Annotated in this window: 14 protein-coding genes and 1 other annotated feature; of the genes, 4 read left to right on the top strand and 10 right to left on the bottom strand. The window is 31.9% G+C overall.

The genetic code is table 11. The annotated features are described in order from the left end of the window. Nucleotides 1-95: 95 nt before the first annotated feature. From ACWJJ2_RS15605 to ACWJJ2_RS15595, 3 genes are all read right to left on the bottom strand, one after another. A complete protein-coding gene (locus ACWJJ2_RS15605; RefSeq protein WP_462953463.1) occupies nt 96-1,487 on the bottom strand; it encodes a nucleoside recognition domain-containing protein in 1,392 nt (463 codons plus the stop codon). Nucleotides 1,488-1,503: 16 nt separating this feature from the next. Then, the gene (locus ACWJJ2_RS15600; protein ID WP_216302412.1) at nt 1,504-2,265 is read right to left on the bottom strand and encodes a FeoB small GTPase domain-containing protein; all 762 of its coding nucleotides are present in this window, start codon (nt 2,263-2,265) and stop codon (nt 1,504-1,506) included. 82 nt (nt 2,266-2,347) lie between these two features. Continuing rightward, on the bottom strand, nt 2,348-2,593 hold the full coding sequence (locus ACWJJ2_RS15595; RefSeq protein ID WP_165413825.1) for a FeoA family protein: 246 nt from the start codon (nt 2,591-2,593) through the stop codon (nt 2,348-2,350). Nucleotides 2,594-2,888: 295 nt separating this feature from the next. On the opposite strand from ACWJJ2_RS15595, the gene ACWJJ2_RS15590 reads away from it, so the two are divergent. Beyond that, entirely contained in the window at nt 2,889-3,806 is a 918-nt protein-coding gene (locus tag ACWJJ2_RS15590) for a transposase (RefSeq protein WP_165413826.1), read from the top strand. Nucleotides 3,807-4,113: 307 nt separating this feature from the next. Here the strand turns inward: ACWJJ2_RS15590 and ACWJJ2_RS15585 are convergent, their stop codons facing one another. From ACWJJ2_RS15585 to ACWJJ2_RS15575, 3 genes are all read right to left on the bottom strand, one after another. Continuing rightward, the gene (locus ACWJJ2_RS15585) at nt 4,114-5,517 is read right to left on the bottom strand and encodes a sensor histidine kinase (protein WP_268064060.1); all 1,404 of its coding nucleotides are present in this window, start codon (nt 5,515-5,517) and stop codon (nt 4,114-4,116) included. A gap of 3 nt (nt 5,518-5,520) precedes the next feature. Continuing rightward, entirely contained in the window at nt 5,521-6,201 is a 681-nt protein-coding gene (locus ACWJJ2_RS15580) for a response regulator transcription factor (protein ID WP_165413827.1), read from the bottom strand. A 635-nt stretch (nt 6,202-6,836) separates the two neighbouring features. Further along, the gene (locus ACWJJ2_RS15575) at nt 6,837-7,904 is read right to left on the bottom strand and encodes a C40 family peptidase (protein ID WP_462953462.1); all 1,068 of its coding nucleotides are present in this window, start codon (nt 7,902-7,904) and stop codon (nt 6,837-6,839) included. Nucleotides 7,905-8,214: 310 nt separating this feature from the next. On the opposite strand from ACWJJ2_RS15575, the gene ACWJJ2_RS15570 reads away from it, so the two are divergent. The 3 genes from ACWJJ2_RS15570 to thrS all read left to right on the top strand — a co-directional run bounded on the left by ACWJJ2_RS15570 (nt 8,215) and on the right by thrS (nt 11,908). Next, on the top strand, nt 8,215-8,469 hold the full coding sequence (locus ACWJJ2_RS15570; RefSeq protein ID WP_165413829.1) for a hypothetical protein: 255 nt from the start codon (nt 8,215-8,217) through the stop codon (nt 8,467-8,469). A 165-nt stretch (nt 8,470-8,634) separates the two neighbouring features. After that, nucleotides 8,635-9,531, top strand: coding sequence for a polysaccharide deacetylase family protein (locus ACWJJ2_RS15565; RefSeq protein ID WP_220286314.1), 897 nt, complete (start codon nt 8,635-8,637; stop codon nt 9,529-9,531). 102 nt (nt 9,532-9,633) lie between these two features. Continuing rightward, nucleotides 9,634-9,836, top strand: a binding site (T-box leader). Between the two features lie 134 nt (nt 9,837-9,970). Then, nucleotides 9,971-11,908 carry a threonine--tRNA ligase gene (gene thrS, locus ACWJJ2_RS15560; RefSeq protein ID WP_165413831.1) on the top strand — a complete coding sequence of 646 codons (1,938 nt, stop codon included), beginning with the start codon at nt 9,971-9,973 and terminating at the stop codon, nt 11,906-11,908. Nucleotides 11,909-11,961: 53 nt separating this feature from the next. Here thrS and ACWJJ2_RS15555 read toward each other — a convergent pair whose 3' ends face one another. From ACWJJ2_RS15555 to ACWJJ2_RS15540, 4 genes are all read right to left on the bottom strand, one after another. Further along, nucleotides 11,962-13,620, bottom strand: a complete 1,659-nt coding sequence (locus ACWJJ2_RS15555; RefSeq protein ID WP_216302407.1) for a glutamine--tRNA ligase/YqeY domain fusion protein — start codon at nt 13,618-13,620, stop codon at nt 11,962-11,964. Between the two features lie 201 nt (nt 13,621-13,821). Continuing rightward, nucleotides 13,822-14,859, bottom strand: a complete 1,038-nt coding sequence (locus ACWJJ2_RS15550; RefSeq protein ID WP_216302406.1) for a Gfo/Idh/MocA family protein — start codon at nt 14,857-14,859, stop codon at nt 13,822-13,824. A 117-nt stretch (nt 14,860-14,976) separates the two neighbouring features. After that, a complete protein-coding gene (locus ACWJJ2_RS15545) occupies nt 14,977-15,207 on the bottom strand; it encodes an HAD family hydrolase (protein WP_462953461.1) in 231 nt (76 codons plus the stop codon). A 197-nt stretch (nt 15,208-15,404) separates the two neighbouring features. Beyond that, the gene (locus ACWJJ2_RS15540) at nt 15,405-16,310 is read right to left on the bottom strand and encodes a metal ABC transporter substrate-binding protein (protein WP_462954348.1); all 906 of its coding nucleotides are present in this window, start codon (nt 16,308-16,310) and stop codon (nt 15,405-15,407) included. Nucleotides 16,311-16,416 lie beyond the last annotated feature (106 nt).

Raw genomic sequence — 16,416 nt, 5'->3', positions numbered from 1 at the left:
CAATTAGTTGTTAACTGTCCCTGGGGTTTTGACCAGACTAAAGTTCAATTAGTTATTAACTGTCCCTAAGGTTTTGTTTTAAGGTTTTGTTTTGACTACATGAAAATCCTATAAATTTTGGTGGTACAAAAGCATATGATTATAGCAATGGCTGTGGGCATTAATACAGATAATATTGTCCATTTTATACTTCCGGTTTCTTTTTTTATAGTCCATACTGTTGTGGCGCACGGAAAGTGCAATAGTGAAAATAACATTGTGTTTATGAGTGTTAAGTATGTCCACCCATTGTTTAGCAAAATCTCCCTAAGCTGATCTATACTTTCAAATTGAAGCATGGATCCTTTAGATAAGTATGCCATTAAAAGAATAGGTAGCACGATTTCATTTGCTGGAAATCCTAAAATAAAGGCTATCAAAATAAAGCCATCTAAACCTATGGCATTCGCAAAGGGATTTAGAAAATTTGCTGCATGGGCTAGTATACTTATATCTCCAATCATGACATTGCCAAGAATATAGGTTATAGCACCAGCGGGCACAGCTACCATTATAGCTCTTCCCAACACAAACATGGTTCTATCAATTATAGATGTATATAATACCCTTCCGAGTTGAGGCTTTCTATAGGGTGGCATCTCTAATGTAAAGCTTGAGGGCATACCTTTTAGTATTGTTTTTGATAATGTATAGGATGTTAGTAATGTAATCCCTATACCTATAAGCACTAAAAGCACTACCATCAGTGCAGCTATAACAGACCTACTAGCAGGCGTTATACTCACTCCTACAAACACCATTGATAGAGCTATAAGAGTTGGGAATCTACCATTACAGGGTACAAAATTGTTGGTTACAATGGCTATAAGCCTCTCTCTTGGTGACTCAATTATTCTGCAGGCTATTACCCCGGCAGCATTGCAACCAAACCCCATACACATAGTTAGTGCTTGTTTTCCATGACAGCAAGCTTTTTTAAAAGAATGGTCTAAATTAAAGCATATTCTAGTCAGATATCCAGCATCTTCAAGTAGTGTAAATATAGGAAAGAATATTGCCATAGGTGGAAGCATTACGGCTACTACCCAGGCGAAAGTTCGGTATACTCCTAGTACTAAAAGGTTATTTAGCCAAAGGGGAACTTGTATATAGATAAAGAATAAACTGATCTTTGCTTCTATCCAAAACAAGAATTTTGACAAAAACTGTGAAGGATAATTTGCTCCCTGAATTGTAAGCCAAAATATCACTGCTAGCAGTAGTATCATTATTGGGATACCCGTTTTTTTAGAGGTAACTATGTCATCAATTTTTTGCTGAGACAATAACCTTTCAGTGTCTTTTATAACAGTTTTTCTTGTTATATCCTCCGCCGTTTTATAAATAGTTTCTACAATGGTGTCTCTTATGTTTTCATTGTTTTGTGTTCTAAAAAGTTTTGATTTTTTTAGAATCGCCTTAATATTTGCGTCTTCCTTTAGATTCAACAATTACACCTCCCTATTAATTACTTCTTAAGTCATAACCTAAAAATTTGCTTATAGAATTTAAAAGCGATTCATCTCCATCTAGAAGTCTTAATGCAAGCCATTTAGCATTAATTTTGTCCTTAAAAATCGAGATAATCATTGGGGTGAGCTGTTGCTGCTGCTGCGTAATACTTTTAGGATATTGAATTTGTACGGGACAGGTATGAATTTTATTAGTGCATAAATCATATATGGTATCTTTTAAAATATTCATGCCTATATTACTTCTTGCAGTAGTTGGCACCACCGGTATACCTAATTCCTTTGATAAAGCTTCTATATTTACACTTATGTTTTTACTTTTAGCCTCATCCATCATATTTACACAAGCTATTACTTTATCAGTAATCTCAATCACCTGCAAAAGCAAGTTTAAATTTCTCTCAATACACGTGGCATCTAAAACAACCACTGTTACGTCTGGCTTTCCAAAGCAAATGAAGTCTCTAGCTACTATTTCTTCGACAGAACTTGCAAGAAGAGAATAAGTGCCTGGCAAATCCACAATAGTAAAGTCTGTGCCTTTATGACCATATTTCCCTTGAGAGTTTACAACGGTTTTCCCTGGCCAGTTTCCTGTATGCTGATGAAGTCCAGTCAGTGCATTGAACACTGTACTCTTTCCCGTGTTTGGGTTTCCTGCAAGTGCAATGACATAATCTTCTTCTTTTAATTTCTCTACATTAAAAAGATCCTTTAATCCCTGCTTATTACTAGAACTGTAAGTTAGCCCCATTTTTTCTCCTTTCTCTATTAATATTTATATTTATAACTATTTAGCTCTGAGATGACATTTAACAGTCATTGTATTCTAATAGCTACAATTCTATGTCTCTTACTATAATATTTTGAGCTTCCTCTTCTCTCAGTGCAATACAAGTATCTCTTATAAGATATGCCGTTGGATCTCCAAAAGGACTCTGCCTAAGTACGTGGATAGTGGTGTTTGGCACTATCCCTAAATCCAGCATTCGTTGTCTTGATAAACCTTCCGAGAGCAATTCTACCACTTGCACTTTTTTCCCTACTGCAATTTCTGTTAGTTTTACTATTAAGGTTTCCATTTTTTCACCTGCCTTGATATTGTCTTATGACCCACAAGAATAAAAAACAAGTAAAGATAACGAAAAATAGACTATGCTAGAATAGACTCGTATACTGATTTGTTATTTATTTTAATGTGCCTTTGCTTTATATTATGTGTTTAAGGCTAAAATCGTCACTTAAAATAAAAAAAGAAAAGTTCCCAACACCGGGGACGGTTAACAACTATTTAAACTATTGACTTTAGAATATGAATATCATCCTGACCCATAGGCAATAATTTTAAGAAAAGCTTATGGGAAAGGATGATTTTTTATGTCAAGAACTTTTAGATTAAAAAGTGAACAATCTATATATCATATTATGTGCAAAAGTATTACTGAGGTAGATTTATTCAAGGATTCTGATGATAAGAAAAAGTATTTATCCCTTATAAAAAAATATAAGATCCTATATGATTTTAAACTTTATGGGTACTGCCTAATGAATAACCATTTACATTTAATAATTGATGCTAACGGATCAGACATATCAAAAGTAATGCATGGAATAAATTTTTCTTATGCAATGTATTTTAATAAAAAACATAAAAGGGAAGGTCATCTTTTTAGAGATAGGTTTAAGAGTATAATAGTTGCTAATGAAAGGTATTTAAAGACCTTATCGCTATATACACACAATAATCCTACAGCCATAGTGGAATATAAGGATTGTCCTGAAAAATATGCATTTTCTAGTCTAGCAATATTCTTAGGGAAAAGACGTGATTCTTTTAAATTAATTGATTATGGATTTATTATGAGTCTTTTTGGAAATAGCCTTAAAAGTGCAAGGAAAAATTACTATAACCTTGTTTTTAGAGACAACGAAGAAAAGCTGAAAGAAGAAATTGATTTTGAATTCGAAGATGAAAAAACAGAGTATAAAAGTGATAGGAAAATACTTATAAGAAACTTTAAACCAGAGGATATAGCCGAATTTATAGCGTCAAAACTAAACGTATCAAAGGTTCATCTTTATATGAAGTACAGCAGAAAACTTGTAAAAGCAAAAGCGTTAACAGTTGTTCTAATGAGAAGCCTCTGCAACTTTAAATCCTGTGATATATCTAACACACTTGGGAACATTACGCAGGCTAGAGTATCAAAATTAAGCACTATCGGTATAGAATTAATTGGAACAGACGAAAAATACGAAAATATTATAGGTGATTTTATTAAATCCTATGCTTAGCCATTTGTAATAAACGAAAATTTTTCAGAGAATAAAATATGGTTATTTTATTCAAATATACTTGGACAAGCATACATAAATATGATCTTCTATTAATGTATAAGATAAAATTATTAAAACAAGTTCTCTTAAATATGCTGAGCAATGAAAAAATACATGTTTTTTTAAACATGCATCTTTTCATTACTCGTTAACCGTCCCTATCTATTTCACCATTTGTTTAATTGTTTGTTAACCGTCCCTATCTATTTCACCATTTGTTTAATTGTTTGTTAACCGTCCCCACTTTTTATTTTCTTGAGGTTAATCACAAAGCCCCATTAAATTTTACAGTTACAACGCAACCCGCGCCTTCTTTACTTTCCACTTCTATATTTGCTTTATGAATGGTTAATATATTGCGTACAATAGTGAGACCTATCCCTGAGCCTTCCATTTCATGTCTACTTTTATCTCCCCTATAGAGCCTTTCGAATATATAAGGTAAGTCTTCTTCCTTAATACCAATGCCTGTATCTTCTATTTTTAATATTACTTTTTCATCAGCTTCTTTTAAAGCAATATCAATTTTCCCCTGCTTGGGAGTAAATTTAACTGCATTTGAAAGCAAGTTAATAATTACCTGTTTTATTTTATCTCTGTCTCCTAAAATGTTGCATTGTTTACTTGTGTTTAACTCTAAGGTCATGTTAATATTCTTATTTTCTGTTATTAATTCAAATTCTTTTACAACTGAAGAAAGGATATCTTTCAAAGAAATTTTCTCCGTGTTTAATGCTATTTCTTCTCCTTCAACCTCTTTTAATGCATTTAAGTTGTCTATAAGCTTTCCAAATCTAATAACTTCTTCATTAAGATAAGTCAATCTTTCATTATCTACGGGGAAAATACCATCAATCATAGCTTCAAAATTATTTTGTAAAATATTAAGAGGCGTTCTGACTTCATGAGATATATCTGATATTAACCTCTTTCTAAGGACATCCTGATGCTGAAGCTTTTCTCCAAGTGTATTTATGCTATTTCTTAAATCTTCAAGTTCTAAAATGCTACTCTTATCATTTGCCCTTGCATTATAGTTTCCATTTGAAAGATTGACTGAAATCTTTGAAACTTGCCTAAGCGGAGTAGAGAATTGCTTCGAAATAAAAAGACTAATTAATATTGTTATTAAAATTGAAAGTACAACACTTAAAATAATACTCTTATTTATTGAGAGTTTAAAATCCACATCCTCTTTGGATAATAGAACTGGTGCGTATTGCCCTATTTCTATGTATCCTACAATCTTGTCCTTAGATTTTATTTCAAAGGTACTTGTAGTATAAACCCCTTCATTTTTGACGTGCATAGTGATATTAGTATTGTTAACTATGTCATTAGCGTTCATTCCCCAAACGGCTTTTTTATTTTCATCCTTAAGAGTAAGGCAGTATCTACTCATATAGGCTTCATGCATAATTTCTATTCCTGAAGTTTCTGACCACTTACCATTTTTTTTATATACTTCTTCTAAATATTTTACTATTCTAATATCCCTCTTATTTTGTATTTCGACTAAGTACCTGTTGAAGGTTCTTGATATTGTTATATTCACTAAAAGTGTAGATAAAAAAAGTGCTAATATAGAGGTGCATACCAAAATAATACTTAACCTTTTTCTTATGCTTTGCGTAAATTTTATACTTCGCATAAAGTTTATGATTCTCATAAATTAATCACCACCAAATTTATAACCAATTCTAGTTACGGTTATTACATATTTAGGATTTCTACTGTCTTCTTCTATTTTTTTACGTATATTTTTAATGTGTACATCTATCGTTCTATCAAAACCTTGAAAATCTATTCCCATTATTCTCTCAATAAGCTGCTCTCTTGTGAATACTTTTCCCCTGTTAGATGAAAGAATATGCACTATGTCAAATTCATTTGGTGTAAGAGCTATTTCTGTCCCGCGTACCTTAATTATTCTTTTGTCATAATTAATTTCTAAATCTCCATTATTATAAACTTTTGTTTCAAACTTATTTACATTAATCCTTCTAAATAAAGCATTTACTCTTGCTGTTAGTTCTCGCGGGCTGAAAGGCTTAACAAGATACTCATCTGCTCCAAGGTTTAATCCTTGTATTCTATCTTCTAATGTACCCTTTGCCGTAAGCATAAATATATGCACTTCAGAAATTTTTCTTAGCACACCGCACACCTCTTCGCCAGATATGTCCGGTAGCATTAGATCCAAAATAACTAATCTGAATTCAATTTTTTCGAAAAGTTTTATGCCTTCCAGTCCCTTTGTGGTGCAATGTACTCTATAGCCTTCTTTTTCAAGATATGCTTTTAATATTTCTGAAACCTTTTCTTCATCTTCAATAATCAATATATTATCCATGTTTAATTACCCCTTCTTTAATCCTAATAGTTGATAGTTACACATTTTTATATTATAAAAGCTAAAAGGTTGTTAACCGTCCCCACTTATTTCTTGAATAAAAAGACAAATGATTGTTAACTGTCCCTACTTGTTTAAATTAAATTCCGATCATTATTATATTCCCCTAAGGTTTAGCATAATCGATATATACAGGAATTGATAACATGAAAGTGAAATTCTGCAAGAAAAATCAATTGTCTAATGCTGTTATTACTATGATAACCGAAACTCATCCTAATATAAAGATATCCAAATAAAATGCGCTTAAAAATACCATAAATTCAATATTCATCCTATTTCAAAGGTTAATAAAGAGCTATTAGTAATCATGGATACTAAGATTTGTAATATGATAAAGTAAATTATAATCATAGAAAAAATTTATCAAAAACTTATGTAGTTGTTATGAAGATTATCAATTTGGAATTATTTTGTGAAAATAAACTCCTCGTAAAACTTTAAAAACGATTAACAATTATAACTAATAATTGTTAACCGTCCCCACTATGTTGTATGGTAAACATAAAATTCTCTTTCGTTTGCACGTCACAAAGGAGAAATTTTATGCTTTACTATTTTTAATTATGTACTTTCTATTTCACTCGTCTAGCTGATATAAAATCTGATCTTGTCATAGCTGAAACTTTAACCACATCTCCTGTACTAGGAGCATGTATATATGTATTATTCCCTACATATATACCTACATGATGGGGATTACCAACGCTTCCAAACAACACCAAATCTCCGGATTGAAGGCTATTTCTAGACACTTGTACGCCATCCTTTATCTGATCAAAGGTTGTCCTTCCTATGGATACTCCAAAATGTGCATATACATATTGCGTAAATCCTGAGCAATCAAATCCCGCTGGCGATGAACCGCCCCATAAATATGGTGTGCCAAGAAAGTTAGAGGCATAGGCTATTACAGCATTACTTGATGGAGTAACTGCGCCTCTTGAAGGTGTAAATTTAGGTGATGCTTCATTTGCTTTTGTTATGTTTTTAGTTGCTAATATTTGTGGATTGCTTGTCCCTACTGGAAGAAGTTTTTCCTTGCTATTTCGCTCAGCCAGTAATTTGTTTTGTGATTCTTTAGTTGCGATCATCTTATTTAACTTCTGCTTATTTTCTACTTGTAGACTCAATAATACCTTCTTTGTCTTGTTTAAATTTTGCTGTTTTTCATTTAATTCTTTTCTGGTATCTTCAAACTCATCCATTACTTTTTTATCATACTCTATAACGGTTTTTATATTTTCTACTCTTGATACAAAATCACCGAAACTCTCTGAATCAAGTATTATGCTCGCATACCCATTAAACCCGTTTATGTACATGGTTCTCATCCTACTATTAAATACCTTCTGTTCTTTTTCAGCCTCTTTTTCGACCTGATTAATCTCCACTGCGGCACTTTCAATTGCCTTTTCAGTTTTAGATATTTTATCTTTATTCTCTTCTGTTTTAGCCATGTTTTGTTGAATTTCATTATCAAATTCTTCTATTTTCATTTCGATTTTTTCTCTTTGTCCTTCAATTTTAGATAATGAGTCATTCTTCTGCACCTCTGCATTTGGTCCAACAGCTAATACAGTTACGTTTGAATTAAAAATTAATATCATCATAACTGCAAGATTTCTTAATGCATTCTTCATTAGTACATCCCCTTCATTTGTTTAGAATTTATAACTTCCTAAGAAATATACCACAGTTTTATGTATTTGTTATGAAAATTGTCCATTTTTATGCAATTGGGAAACATTACATAAAATAAACTTCTCGTGAAACCTGACAAAACGGTTAACAATTATATTAATAATTGTTAACCGTCCCCCACTTTGTCTGCAAAAACATTACCTTATTTATTAAAAAAACCCATTATTTATTAATGCAGAAGTTGAGTTATAACACATTGCAGTGTATAATATTGTCGATTGGTAAGTTTTACAAGGAAGGAGAGTAAGAATGAAAAAGAAAAATATTATTTCCATAATGCTTGTTAGTGCCCTATTTTTAAATTCAATATTTTTTTATTTCTTTAATAACAGTAAAATAAATGCTAATAAACTCAAAATTGAATCTTTAAGAATCGAATTTGATTCTCTAAAAGGTGAAAATCAGACTTTAACAAAGACAAATTATCAATTGATTGAAACAGCTTCTAGCGTTTCAGAAAAAGTTAATAGGTTTAAATCATCTCCTTCGGAGCTGAAGTATTAACGACCTCAGAAGGAGCTTTATACTTCCACTGAAGTTCTCTGTGTGTTCGGGGGATGTAACTCCCACTTATAGAAGTTGGAGACTTCCTTCTGAAATGTCGTTAAACCTATTACAAATTGATATAGATAATATATGTACATGAATATAAAAAAGGAAGGTATTACTATGAGAATTTCAATCATAGAAAAAAAGCACTCATTAAAATTCCTAATAGTAAAAATTTCTATTTTTACTTTATGCATTACTTCGTTTTTAGGAGTCGCAGTTAGCCAAGTAACCGTAGTTTCAAGTGAACATCAACATAGTTTATTGTCGCATCAAATAGCTCAGATTCATGAGGACAATAAGAAGTTAAAATCACAAAATAAGATCCTCGAAAGTACTATCAAAAAGGATGAAGTCTTATATAAATCCAAATTAGATAATACTAAAATAGCTTATTTAACCTTCGATGACGGGGTATCTAGCAACACTTTACAAATTTTAAAAGTCCTAAAAAAATATAATATTAAGGCTACTTTTTTTGTAAATGGTCACCCTGAATCAAGATTTTTGTATAAACAAATTTCTGACGATGGGCACACTTTAGCTAATCACACTTACAGTCATGATTATAATAGTATTTATGCATCGCCAGATAATTTTAAAAAAGACGTAAAAAAATTAGATTCGTTCCTTACTGAAATTACAGGTAAAAAGCCTAGTCATATTTTAAGATATCCTGGTGGCTCTAATAATACTATTAGTCACAGTTACGGTGGCATGGAAATAATGAGCACTGTAATTAGTGAAATGAATAAGGATGGTTATAAATACTTTGATTGGAATGTTGATTCTAGTGATGCTTCCGCTTTTTGTCAGCACAAACATAAGATTATAGAATCAGTTTTAACTCAATCTAGTCGGACTAAACACGCCATTATATTAATGCATGATTTAAATCCAAAAACCACAACAGTTGAAGCCTTACCTGAAATTATTGAGGGTCTTACAAATCAAGGTTTCATCTTTGATGTACTCTCTGAAAATACTTATCCACCACAATTTAAAGTAGTAAAATAGAAAATCTTACCTACTATTTATTTTGTTGAAAACGCCTAAATAACTTTATTTGCTACCTTGACATCTTTAGTGCAAGTGCTATAATTAATATAAATATAATAATTTAATTCTACGAAGAGAAAAGTAAGCCATGGCACATTTACAGAGAAAGGATACCTTAGCTGGAAGTATTCTTAAATGAAATTGGCTGAAGACTGCCTCTGAGTGACTTCAATAAAGTCCGGTAATTCCGTTATAATTATTAAGTGGTTTATTTTATAAACAATTTGGGTGGAACCGCGGGAAATTATAATCTCGTCCCAATTCTATAATTAGAATTGGGACGGGTTTTTTTTGTTTTATAAAAATATAGGTTTAAAGAATTGTGCATAATATTTATGCTAGTGTTATTTCTCAAATATGACTTAACCCTATAAGATAAAAGAAAGGAGCAATACATATGATAAACATTAAATTAAAAGATGGTTCAATTAAAACTTATGAATCTGAAATGACTGTAATTGAAATTGCGAAAGATATTAGTGAGGGCCTTGCACGAGTTGCTTGTGCTGGAATGGTTAATGATGAAATCGTAGATTTACGTTATAAAATCACTAAGGACTGCGATGTTAGTATATTAACCTTTGATAGCGAAGAAGGTAAAAAAGCCTTTAGGCATAGTGCTACTCATATTTTAGCTCAAGCAGTAAAGAGATTGTTCCCTAGTACAAAACTTGCCATCGGACCTGCTATAGATGGGGGTTTCTACTATGATTTTGATAAACAAGATTCTTTCTCAGCAGATGAAATTAAACAAATCGAAGTAGAAATGAAAAAGATTGTTAAAGAAGATCTTCCAATAGAAAGATTCGAGCTTGAAAGAGATGAAGCTATTGCTTTTATGGAAGAAAGAGATGAAAATTTCAAAGTTCAATTAATTGAAGACCTACCAGTTGACGCAAAATTATCATTCTACAAACATGGCGAATTTACAGATCTTTGTGCGGGACCACATTTAATGTCTACAAAGTATGTAAAGGCATTTAAACTTACTCAAGTTGCAGGAGCTTACTGGAGAGGTAACGAGAAAAACAAGATGCTTAGCCGTATATACGGAACTGCCTTCACTAAAAAATCCGATTTAGATGCTCATATAGAGAAGATGGAAGATGCTAAAAAAAGAGACCATAACAAGCTTGGCCGTGAACTAAAATTCTTTACAACATCAGATGTTATAGGTCAAGGTTTGCCTCTACTTATGCCTAATGGCGCAAGGGTAATCCAATTATTACAACGTTTTGTTGAAGATGAGGAAGAAAAAAGAGGTTATGTTTTAACTAAGACTCCTCTTATGGCTAAGAGCGATTTATATAAAATGTCTGGTCACTGGGATCATTATAAAGATGGAATGTTTGTCCTTGGTGATGAATCTAAAAATGAGGAAGTCATGGCACTTCGCCCAATGACATGCCCATTCCAATTTACAATTTATAATGCAGATCAAAAGAGTTATCGTGACCTTCCAATTAGATATGGGGAGACTTCAACTTTATTTAGAAATGAATCTTCCGGTGAAATGCATGGTCTTATGAGAGTACGTCAGTTCACTATTTCAGAGGGTCATTTAGTTGTTACCCCTGAGCAATTAGAAGAAGAATTTAAAGATGTTATAAATTTAATTAACTATGTAATGAAAACACTTGGAATCGAAAATGATATTACTTACAGATTCTCTAAATGGGATCCAAAAAATAAAGATAAGTATATTAACAACCCTGAGGCTTGGGCAGAAACTGAATCGAAGATGAAAGATATACTAGATCACTTAGGAATAAATTATAAAACAGCTATTGGTGAAGCTGCTTTCTACGGTCCTAAGCTTGACCTTCAATTCAAAAATGTTCATGGTAAAGAAGATACTATAATTACAGTGCAAATTGACTTCGCACTGCCAGATAGATTTGACATGACTTATATTGATAAAGATGGAGTTAAAAAGCGTCCATATGTTATCCATAGAACTTCTATTGGTTGCTATGAGCGAACACTTGCAATGCTTATAGAAAAATATGCTGGTGCCTTCCCAACTTGGCTTGCACCACTACAAGTTAAGGTATTACCTATTTCTGAAAAATATCATGATTATGCAGAAAAGGTAGTTGCAAAGCTTAAGGAATCAAGAATCAGATCCTCTGCAGACTTTAGAGCAGAAAAAATTGGCTACAAGATTCGTGAAGCTCGTAATGAAAGAGCCCCTTTCCTATTAATAGTTGGTGAAAAAGAGGCAGAACTAAATGAAGTCTCTGTTAGAAGCCGCAAAAATGGTGATGAAGGTGCAACTTCTTTAGACTCATTTATTTCAAGAATTAAAGAAGAAATAGAAACTAAACTATTATAATTAAAAAAAGCAAGTACAGGATAAAATCTTGTACTTGCTTTTTTTATTAACTTTTATTTATTAATTTTAAATGAACTTTTTAAAGATGCTATTCTGTTAAACACTATTTTATCATCGGTTGTGTATCTAGAATCTACATTAAAATATCCATGTCTGAAGAATTGAAATTTATCTTGTGGTTTTGAATTCTTCATATTTGGTTCTATAAACCCTTGTAATATTTCTATAGAATCCGGATTTATTTGATCTATGAAAGTTTTTCCTTCTTCTTGCTTCTCATCTAAAATTAAAGGCTCATATAACCTAAATTCTGCAGGCACTGCATTTACTACATCTACAAAGTGAATTGTTCCTTTAACTTTTCTCCCTGTAAATCCACTACCACTCTTAGTCTCTGGGTCATAAGTACAATGAATTTCACATATATTTCCGTCAGCATCTTTAATCATTTCATTACATTTTATAAAGTATGCTCCCTTAAGCCTTACTTCGTTACCTATGAACAATCTAAAGTATTTCTTAGGTGGATTTTCCATGAAATCTTCTCGTTCTATATATATTTCTCTTGAGAATGAGACTTGGCGAGTTCCCATTTCTGGATTTTCTTGATTATTCTCAATTTCAAGCATTTCCACTTGAGCTTCTGGGTAATTTGTAATAACTACTTTTAATGGTCTTAAAACTGCCATAGTTCTAAGCGCCTTTGGACTTAAATCTTCTCTTATAAAGTGCTCTAGCATTTGTCCATCTACAGTGCTGTTACCTTTTGCAACGCCAATTTCTCTGCAAAAATTGCGTATAGCTTCTGGTGTGTAGCCACGACGCCTTAGTCCTGCTATAGTTGGCATACGTGGGTCATCCCAAGCATCTACAATTCCTTCGTCTACTAATTGCTTAAGATTTCTTTTACTCATTACTGTATTTGTTATATTTAATCTTGCGAACTCTATTTGTCTTGGCTTACTTTCCATTTCGCATTGATTTACTACCCAATCATATAATGGACGATGGTCTTCAAATTCTAAAGTACAAATCGAATGTGTAATACCCTCAATTGCATCTTCTATTGGATGCGCATAATCATACATAGGATAAATACACCATTTATCTCCTGTATTATGATGCACCGCATGAGATATACGATAAATTATTGGATCTCTCATGTTTATATTAGGAGAACTCATATTAATTTTAGCTCTTAGAACCTTAGATCCATCAACGAATTCACCTTTTCTCATACGGTCAAATAGATCTAGGTTCTCTTCCACAGTTCTATTTTTGTATGGACTTTCTTTACCTGGCTCTCTTAAAGTACCTCTGTACTCTTTCATTTCCTCAGCTGTAAGATCGCACACATAAGCCATATTCTTTTTTATTAATAATACAGCACGTTTATACATTTCATCAAAATAGTTTGATGCAAAAAATAAATCATCCCACTTGAATCCAAGCCATTTTACATCTTCTTCTATAGATTTAACGTACTCTTTGTCTTCTTTTGCTGGGTTAGTATCATCAAAACGTAAGTTTGTCTTACCTTTAAATTCATCTGCTAATTCAAAATTTAAAATAATTGACTTTGCATGCCCAATATGCAAATATCCGTTTGGCTCTGGTGGAAAACGAGTAATTATTTTTTTGTGTTTTCCGCTTTCTATATCTTCCTTAACAATATTTCTTATAAAATTTGATGAAGTCGTTTTATTTTCCATATTTGACACCTTCCTTTTAATCTAGCATACTTTATGCTAATCATATCTTGTATGCTTATCATACCTTGTATACCTCACATACCTTGTAAGTCTTACCTATATGCTAATAAATATATCACAAAAACAGTTTTTTTTCTACGTAGCGCGGTATTAAATGTTATGCTTTTTAAGTATCCCGTTTTGTTTATAGTGGTTTAATGCCTATCTCCCATACACCTTATCAATTATTCTCTGGCATTTTAATGCATCTGAGAAATCGCCATCAATGCCATCGCTGCAATTATTATAAATTTTATTAGCAAAATTTATAAGTGAAGCTGTATGACAATTTTGGAAAAATCCTAGGGAGTTCCTTTTGTCAGCATAATATTTTAATAGACTATCTCCTGATGCTACATTTTTAATTTCTGTTGAGCTACTTTCATATCTATATATTTCAATTTCATAAGGATTATTAAAATTAATTTTTATACTACCTTTGCTACCATAAACTACGAAATCATCTGTTTGTTCTCTTTCAGTAAATACTCTTGAAACCTCTAGACTTCCGAAAGTTCCATCTTTTAATGTAAAATCACAATTTGCAATTTCATCAACCTCTGCTCTTTCCTTAAAATAAATCCTAGTCTTCGCTTCTACTTCTTCTATATCTCCCATAGTAAATTGTATCATGTCAATTAAATGAACACCTAAATCCAGTAGTGCTCCTCCGCCAGAATTTTTCCCAGTTCTCCAAGTGCCCTTTTTCTTTTCATTTAAATAACTGTCATGATAAGTTCTAACTTTAAAATCTATAATCTTCCCTATGGTCTCTTTTTCAAGTTCTCTTTTTAATAGAGAGAGAGCGGGCATAAATCTATAAACTAAGGCTACAGAATTTATTATATTATTTTTCTTAACAAGTCTCTCCATTTCCATAGCATCAAAAATATTCGTTGCTAGAGGCTTTTCACAGTAAATAGCTTTTCCATACGCAGCTGCTTTTTTTACAATATCAAAATGTGAATCATTCGGGGTACATATATCTATAAAATGAACTTGTTCATCCTTAAGGACCTCTTCAATGTCCGTAACATTTCTCACACAACTTATGGGTATGTTTGTAGGCTTTCTAGTTACAATATGTGTTAAATTTAACTCATAAGGGAGTGAAAACCTTACGTTAGCGTCGTAAACTGCTAATAAGTGAGTTTTTGCTATACCACCATATCCTATTATCGCAAAGTTTATTTTTTTCATAGATTTATACCCCGCTTTCATTTTATGTAAGCTCTACGTTTGTCTTTTCTACAATTTCCTCTGCAAACATAGTATCTCCACCTTACTATATATAATGTATACATAATGTAGCTCATATTATTTTTGATAGAACTTGTCTATCCCAAGATAGAACTGATCAATTATCACATAATCAGCGTTTTTTTTAATTTCCACAAAGGCATTCCCCATTACCACTCCAAGTCCTACATACCCAATCATTTGTTTATCATTCCCTAAAGCCCCTATGCATATAATTTCATGTGGCTTTATTTCTAATTCCCCTGCAAGCTTTTCTATGCCTGACCTTTTACTAGAGCTTTTGTTCATAACTTCTACAATAAAAGGTGCTACTTTTCAAACAGTGAATTTTGTAATTATATATTAAATTCTTGTTAGTTTAATTATACAATAGGAACAAACAATAGACTATAGACATCAAATAGTATATAAGGTTATCTGCTGATAACATTAAGAAATTAAAATTAATTAACCCCACCTTAATTAATCTAAGATGGGGTTAATTATTATTTTAAGCTATTATATATATTGGATAGATTTTCTTTCATACTCTCTATATATGTTTTATTTCCTTCATTACTTTCTATTGTGTATATTTTTTGCACCTTAGCACCTGAATCTTTTGCAATGGCTTCAGATACTCTTCCACTTGCAAGTTCTTCCATAAAAATAACTTTTATTTTATTTTTCTTGGAAAAATCTATTATCTCCTTTAATTTTTGAGGGGTAGGCTCACCTCCTGCAAATACACCTTCTACACTGTTTTGCTTTAAACCAAAATCTCTGCACAAATACCCAAAAGCAGCATGACTTGTAACAAAATTCTTATTTGTTACCGCATCAAATTTTACTTTATATTCGTTATAAAGCTTATCAAGTTCACCTGATAATTCTTGGAAATTTTTCTCATAAAAATCTTTATTTTTTGGATCAGCCTTAACTAATGCTTCTTTTATGTTTTTAGTTTGAATTTTCGCTTCTCTTAGACTCAGCCATATATGTGGATCATATTGACCATACTCCTTAATTTTTTCGCCCTCGTTTTTTATTGGATTTACCCCAATAGATGAATCAACTACAACTAAATTTTTATTATCTATAGCCGTTAAAGTTTTATCTACCCAGGATTCCATTCCAAATCCCGTATAGACGAACAAACTAGCTTTACTTATGTTTTCCATATCCTTTATTTTCGGTTCAAATTCATGTGGTTCAGAACCTTCCGGTACTATTGTTCTCACTTCTACTTTATCTTTTCCAATAGCCTGCACAAATCCCTTTAATGGATTAAAAGACACTACCACTTGTAGTTTTGACTGGTCACTTTGCTTACTGGTTGTAGCATTTGAACACCCAACTAATGTACCTATCATACATGTTAAAAGTATGGCATTAATAATTTTTCTCAATATTTTTTCACTCCTTAAACCTTCACCTGTAGTGCTGTTATATTATTGTTGCTTGTTGCAAATGATTTGCATTTACCTTTATACTATATCCAAGTATTTGCAATCTGTC

The organism is Clostridium sp. CM039, assembly GCF_055081075.1.
This window is presented reverse-complemented; position numbering and strand designations above follow the sequence as displayed.